This window comes from Halochromatium sp. (genome assembly GCF_054919635.1).
Genome location: NZ_JBUDPI010000190.1, coordinates 1 through 7,092, shown reverse-complemented (window position 1 = coordinate 7,092; position 7,092 = coordinate 1). Strand labels below are relative to the sequence as shown.

General features: G+C 63.6%; 4 protein-coding genes. 3 read left to right on the top strand and 1 reads right to left on the bottom strand.

What is annotated here, in order from left to right; translation table 11 throughout:
* Positions 1–789: sodium/proton-translocating pyrophosphatase (locus tag ACY693_RS12015; protein WP_462322062.1), on the top strand; the 789-nt coding region annotated here is incomplete at its 5' end.
* Positions 790–1,038: 249 nt separating this feature from the next.
* Positions 1,039–3,117, top strand: a complete 2,079-nt coding sequence (locus tag ACY693_RS12010; RefSeq protein ID WP_462322061.1) for a sodium-translocating pyrophosphatase — start codon at positions 1,039–1,041, stop codon at positions 3,115–3,117.
* A gap of 17 nt (positions 3,118–3,134) precedes the next feature.
* Here the strand turns inward: ACY693_RS12010 and ilvD are convergent, their stop codons facing one another.
* On the bottom strand, positions 3,135–5,060 hold the full coding sequence (gene ilvD / locus ACY693_RS12005; RefSeq protein ID WP_462322060.1) for a dihydroxy-acid dehydratase: 1,926 nt from the start codon (positions 5,058–5,060) through the stop codon (positions 3,135–3,137).
* A 484-nt stretch (positions 5,061–5,544) separates the two neighbouring features.
* On the opposite strand from ilvD, the gene ACY693_RS12000 reads away from it, so the two are divergent.
* Entirely contained in the window at positions 5,545–7,077 is a 1,533-nt protein-coding gene (locus tag ACY693_RS12000) for a GGDEF domain-containing protein (RefSeq protein ID WP_462322059.1), read from the top strand.
* Positions 7,078–7,092 lie beyond the last annotated feature (15 nt).

Sequence of the window (7,092 nt, the reverse complement as noted above, 5' to 3'; positions counted from 1 at the left end):
CGCACCGACGCGCGGGACTCGCGGGGCAATACCACGGCAGCAACCGGTAAGGGCTTTGCGATTGGCTCGGCGGCGCTGACCGCGCTGGCGCTGATTGCCTCCTATATCGAGGTGATCCGGATTGAATTGATCAGCTCAGGGCTAACGACACTGGACGTCGGCCGTGAGATCAGCGTTGCGACCGCTGATGCGACCCTGATCGACTTCATGGCTTACTACAATGTGACCTTGCTGAATCCGTCGGTGCTGATCACGCTGTTCCTGGGTGCCATGGTGGCCTTCACCTTCAGTGGACTCACGGTGCAGGCGGTTGGCCGCGCGGCGCAGACCATGGTGGAGGAGGTCCGGCGCCAGTTCCGTGAGGACCCAGGCATCCTCAAGGGGACCTCCGCGCCGGACTACGAACGCTGTGTCGCCATCTCCACCGTCGGTGCACAGCGCGAGATGGTGATCCCGTCGTTGATCGCGATCGCCGCGCCGGTGCTGGTCGGTCTGCTGTTCGGGGTGGCGGGCGTTATTGGGCTGCTCGCTGGTGGGCTCGCGACCGGCTTCGTGCTCGCCGTCTTCCTTTCCAATGCCGGCGGCGCTTGGGATAACGCCAAGAAATACATCGAGGCCGGCCATCATGGCGGCAAGGCCTCTCCGGCACATCGTGCGTCGGTGATTGGCGATACCATCGGCGACCCGTTCAAGGACACCTCGGGCCCGAGCTTGAATATCCTCATCAAGCTAATGAGCATCGTTGCCATCGTGATGGCCGGTGTCACCATCTCCTCCGCCTTGATCTGAGGTGCCTCGATCTGAGCCTCGATCTGAGATTGGGAGATGATCGCGTCGCCTGACCGGATCGACGGGTGAAACAAGCCAGAAAGCCTTGCGCTTTCGGCTTGTTGTCTTCCGGGGCAGGTCGGATAGCGAGTGATGTTGCATTGCCAAGGACTCCAGCGGCCTGGCTCGGCGCTTGACGCTGATTCTGGGTTGGGCTTGATCAGGTCTGCTGCTGGCATTGCGCTCGCCGCTGGTCGCTAGGATTCTGCTATGACGCTCGGTGTGATCTTCGCTCTGCTCTGCGCCTTGGCTGCGCTGGTCTATGTCGCATTCTCGACCGGCTGGTTGTTTTGGCAGCCACAGGGAAATGAGCGGATGCGAGAGATCGCCGGCGCGATCCAGCAAGGTGCCTCGGCCTATCTGAAACGCCAGTCCTTGATGATCTCGGTGGCCGGCTTGTTGGTCATGGTGGCCTTGACACACTGGCTCGGCCTGGAGACTGGCGTTGGCTTCCTGATTGGCGCGCTCCTGTCGGGCACGGCTGGCTACCTGGCCATGAGTGTCTCGGTCCGGGCCAATCTGCGCACGGCGGAGGCAGCGCGCAGCGGTCTCGAGATGGCGTTGCAGGTCGCCTTTCGCGGCGGCGCAATCATTGGGCTGCTGGTAGCCGGTCTCGCCCTGTTAGGCGTTGCTGGCTATTATCTGGCCTTGGCACCGTCCGATCCTAGCGACCTCGCGGGGCAGCAACAGGCGTTGCGCGCCTTGATTGGACTCGCCTTTGGCGGCTCGCTGATCTCGGTCTTTGCCCGGCTCGGCGGCGGCATCTTCACCAAGGGCGCCGATATTGGGGGTGACCTCGTTGGCGAGGCCGAGAACCGGCTTGTTGAAAACGACCCGCGCAGCCCGGCGGTGGTCGCCGACCAGGTCGGCGATACTGTCGGCGACTGTGCCGGGATGGCGGCGGACCTGTTCGAGACCTATGCACTGACGCTGGTTGCGACCATGCTGCTCGGGGGGCTGGTGTTCTGTGAATCGGCGCCTGGCGTGATTGTCTATCCGTTGGTGCTCGGTGGCGTCTCCATCCTGGCCTCGATAGTCGGCACCTTCTTCGTCAAGCTCGAGCCTGGCGATACCCGAATCTTGTCAGCGCTGGCCAATGCCTGGACCATCGCCGGCGTCCTCTCCTTCATCCTCTTCGTGCCGGTGACCTGGCTGTTGTTGCCGAGCAGCTTCAGTCTCGCCGATGGCGACGTGCTCTTTAGCCGCTGGGGCGTGCTCGGTGCTGCTGGGATCGGGCTGCTCCTGAGTGGTCTGGTGCTGGTGATTACCGAGTACTACACCAGTGCTGACTATTGGCCGGTTCGTGGTATTGCTAGGGCCTCAGACAGCGGTCATGCGCCGACGGTGATCGCAGGGTTAGCGGTCGGCATGAAGGCCACTGCAGCGCCGGTGCTGATGATCTGCGCGGCCATCTGGGGCGCCTATGCCTTGGCCGGGATCTACGGGATTGCGATCGCGGCAACCGCGATGCTGTCGTTGACCGGTATCGTCTTGGCCCTGGATGCCTTTGGGCCGATCGCCGACAACGCGAGTGGCATCGCCGAGATGGCGGCCATGGATGAGCCGGTGCGCCGGGTCACAGCCGCGCTCGATGCGGTGGGTAATACCACCAAGGCGGTTACCAAGGGCTATGCGATCGGCTCGGCTGCGCTTGTTGCGCTGGTGTTGTTCGCCGATTTCACCCATGCCTTGGCCGCTGCGGGCGAGCCGCTGGTGTTCGCGCTAGAACACCCCGCTGTGCTCATCGGTCTATGGCTCGGCGCCTTGGTGCCCTACCTGTTCGGTGCCCTGGCGATGGAGGCCGTTGGCAACGCGGCCGCCAAGATGGTCAGGGAGGTGCGTCGCCAGTTCCGCGAGCGCCCAGGCATCCTGAATGGGTCCGAGAGGCCCGATCATGCCGGCGCGGTCGATCTGCTGACCAAGGCCGCGCTCAAGGAGATGATCATCCCCGCCATGCTGCCCTTGGTGGCGCCACTGGCTGTCGGCTTCGGGATGCAATGGCTCATGGGGGATGAGGCAGGCGCGCTGGCGCTCGGCGGCATGCTGATCGGCACCATCGTCACCGGTCTGTTCGTTGCGATCTCGATGACCGCTGGAGGCGGTGCCTGGGACAACGCCAAGAAGTCGATCGAGGCGGGCAACGTTGGCGGCATGGACTCAAACGCCTATCAGGCCGCGGTGACCGGCGACGCCGTGGGCGATGCCTATAAAGATGTCGCGGGACCTGCGGTAAATCCGGTGATCAAGGTCGTCAATCTCGTCGCGCTGTTGATGGTGCCGCTGCTGTAGTTTCATCGCTTCAGCGATCAGCGGCCTGGCGCAGCTCGTTGGACTTCGATCTGAGACAGATCACGGACCGCGCCATGGGCTGCAGAGGTGGTCAGCGCGGCGTAGGCCCGCAGCGCCTGCGAGACCGGACGCTGGCGATCGACTGGCTTCCAGGCCTGATCGCCGCGCGCTTGCATGGCCGCGCGGCGCTCGGTCAGCACGGTGTCGTCGACCACGACCCGGATCGACCGCCCGGGGATGTCGATCTCGATGATGTCGCCTTCCTCGACCAGGCCGATGGTGCCGCCTTGGGCTGCCTCCGGCGAGCAATGGCCGATCGACAGCCCCGAGGTGCCGCCGGAGAACCGCCCATCAGTGACCAGCGCACAGGCCTTGCCGAGCCCCTTCGACTTCAGGTAGCTGGTCGGATACAGCATCTCCTGCATGCCGGGGCCGCCCTTGGGACCTTCATAGCGGATCAGCACCACGTCGCCGGGTTGGATCTGGTCGGTCAGGATGGCGGTGACCGCGGCCTCCTGGCTCTCGAAGATGCGGGCCGGGCCGACGAAGCCGCGCAGCGTCGAGGTCGGCACGCTGGTGGTGTAGCGCAGCTGCTCGGCCTGGAGCATGCTCAGGTCGACCCCGGCGGTCTTGACGATGCAGCCCTCCTCGGCGATGTTGCCATAGAGCACCGCGAGTCCGCCGTCCTTGGAGTAGGCGTGCTCGATATCGCGGATGCAGCCGTTGGCACGGTCCAGATCCAGCTCCGGCCATCGGCTGTCTTGGCTGAAGGCGACCTGGGTCGGGATGCCACCGGGGCCGGCCAGATAGCGGCCGCTGGCCTCGGCTGAGCCGCTGCTGATCACGTCCCAGGCCTCCAGCGCTGCGCCCATGGTCGGGCTGTGGACCGTGTGACAGTCGGGATGGATGAGCCCGCCGCGATCGAGCTCGGCGAGGATGCCGATCACGCCGCCGGCCCGGTGCACGTCCTCCATGTGATACTGCTGGGTTGCGGGCGCTACCTTGCAGAGGTTGGGCACCTTGCGGCTCATGCGATCGATATCGGCCATGGTGAAATCGACCTCGGCCTCGCGCGCGGCGGCCAATAGATGCAACACGGTGTTGGTCGAGCCGCCCATGGCGATATCCAGCGCGATCGCGTTCTCGAAGGCGTCGAAGGTCGCGATGCCGCGCGGCAAGATCCTGGCATCGTCCTGCTCGTACCAGCGCTTTGCCAGGTCGACGACCAGCCGGCCGGCCTCGAGGAACAGCTCTTTCCGCGCGGCATGGGTGGCTAGCAGCGAGCCGTTGCCCGGCAGCGACAGGCCGAGTGCCTCGGTCAGGCAGTTCATCGAGTTGGCGGTGAACATGCCGGAGCAGGAGCCGCAGGTCGGGCAGGCCGAGCGCTCGATGGCGGCGACGTCCGCATCGGTCTCATCCGGGTTGGCGGCCGAGACCATGGCATCGACCAGATCGAGCTTCAGGTCGCCCTTGTTGGCCAGACTCACCTTGCCGGCCTCCATCGGGCCGCCGGAGACGAACACCGTTGGGATGTTCAGCCGCAGCGCGGCCATTAGCATGCCGGGGGTGATCTTGTCGCAGTTGGAGATACACACCAGCGCATCGGCGCAGTGCGCGTTGACCATGTACTCGACGCTGTCGGCGATCAGGTCGCGCGAGGGCAGCGAATAGAGCATGCCGCCATGGCCCATGGCGATGCCGTCATCGACGGCGATGGTGTTGAACTCCTTGGCCACGCCGCCGGCGGCCTCGATCTCGCGCGCGACCAGCTGGCCCATGTCCTTTAGATGGACATGCCCGGGCACGAACTGGGTGAATGAGTTCGCCACTGCGACGATCGGTTTGTCGAAGTCGCCGTCCTTCATGCCGGTCGCGCGCCAGAGCGCCCGCGCGCCCGCCATGTTGCGGCCATGAGTGGTAGTGCGAGAACGGTACTGGGGCATGGGAGTCTCCGGACGTTGAATCGGCGCAACTGAGCATCTTCAGCGGCCATTATCATCTTTCACGCGCGCTGACGAAACGCCTTCGAGCCCCTTCAAGTGGTGCGAGTATGCTGAAGCCCTCGTGGCTGATATCGGGTGGTCTTAAACTTGCACAGGTATCTTGTTAAGGTATCTTGCTAAGGTAACTTGCTAAGGTAACTTGCTAAGGTGATCGGATAGTCCATCGGTGCGCGATAGGGCGTACTTGGGTAAGGTTGCTCACTGTCGGAGGATAAGGAGATGCAAGGTCTTATGCGATCTGTGTAACGAGATGGTCTAGCTGGGGTAGCTCGGGGTGAAAGCGCTGAAGGCAGTCGAACGATCCAATGGGATCGATGACATTAACGGCTTCGGTGCGAGGAGCCTCGCTGCTCGCCCCGGTCTGCTGTCCAACCGGTCAGGACGCGTTGCATGGGACTACGGGCGACTGCTCATCGTCTCGCTGATGCTGCAGCTCCTGCTGTTTCAGCTGTCAGCGACTCTTGCGTATCATCCGAACGCCAGCTTTTTGTATGTCCCGGCGGGCCTATCGGTTGCCCTGTTGCTGCTGTTGGGCGGCCGGGCCTTGCCGATCGTGCTCTGCTGTAGCGCCGCGACAACGCTGGTGAACGCATCCACCCTAGGGCCCGCTGCGAACCCGGTGCTCGCGATCCTGCTGTTCCTGGGGATTCCGCTGGCCCATGCTGTTCCCTACTGGGCTGGCGTGTCTGTCTTGCAGCGCACGACGCCGGGCGAGTTCGATCCGCGCAACCCCACTCACGTTCTGCGTTTCCTGATCATCATCCCCATCGCGGCGGCTGGAGCGGCGTTTCTGGGCGTCATTGTGCTCTATCTGCTCGGTGGTGTGCCCTTCGCCCAGGCTCAGGATCTGTTCGCGGCCTGGTGGATCGGCGACACGGTGGCGGCAGTGTGTCTCAGCATCGCCATCGCCTACCTCTATCTGCTGGTGCTGGAGTGGTTCGGTGCAGACCTCGGCTGCCGCTTCGTCAACGAGGACGATGTCCACCCGAAGCGCTTGCCACTTCGCGATCTGCTCTATCTGCCGTTGGCATGGCTCCTGTTCTTGGTCAGCGCATCGCTGGCCTACAGGTATCCAGAGAAGCTCGGGCTGTCGTTTCCGGTGTATGCGATGGTCATCGCCCTGCTGTGGACCATCTACAAGGCCCGCTCGCCGATCGTCTATGTGGTGCTGGCGGTCATGACCGTCACGCTGGCCTATGCGGCCTCGGTCTTCGGCTTGATCGCGAGTGCTGCCGAATACCAGATCGCCATGATCGCCGTTGGCTCGATCTCCTACTTCACCAATGCAGCGGTGTCGAGTCAACGCAAGGCGCTGGCCCACTCGGAGCAGGTGAACAAACGGCTGCTGAGCGAGATCCGCCAAAAGGAGTCTCTCCAGGCACACGCGGAGCTCCTCCAGTTCCGGTCCGGCCGCGATTATCTGACGGGCGCGATGAACCGTGCCTTCTTTGAAGAGGCGCTGCACACCCAGTATCACCGTCGAGTTCGCAACGGGCATCGGCACTGTCTTGCCTTCGTCGATGTCAACGACTTCAAGCAGGTCAACGATCGCTTTGGGTATCACGCCGGTGATGAGGCACTCAAGGCGATCGCCCGGATTCTGATGGCCCGCTCGCGTAAGGGGGATGTCGTTGCCCGCCACGGCGGTGACATGTTCGTTGTGATCCTGCCGGAGGTTGCAAACGCCCGTGAGGCTGACGCCATCATCAGCCGATGGAAGCGGGAGGTTGCGGGTCAGCGCATCCAGGCCTATCCGGAGCTCAGCCTGTCGATCAGCGTCGGTCGGGCGTTCTTCCCCGGTGCGTCAGACTGCACGACCCAGATGAGCATGCGATCGATTAGCGCCGGTCGGTCGTTCTCCCCCGGCTCGTCAGAGAGCGAGACCGAGATGAGCATCCTGCAGGCCGCGGTTCAGGATATGTATCAGGACAAAGCGCGGATGAAGACGTCCAAATGAGGGCCGGCGCGATCT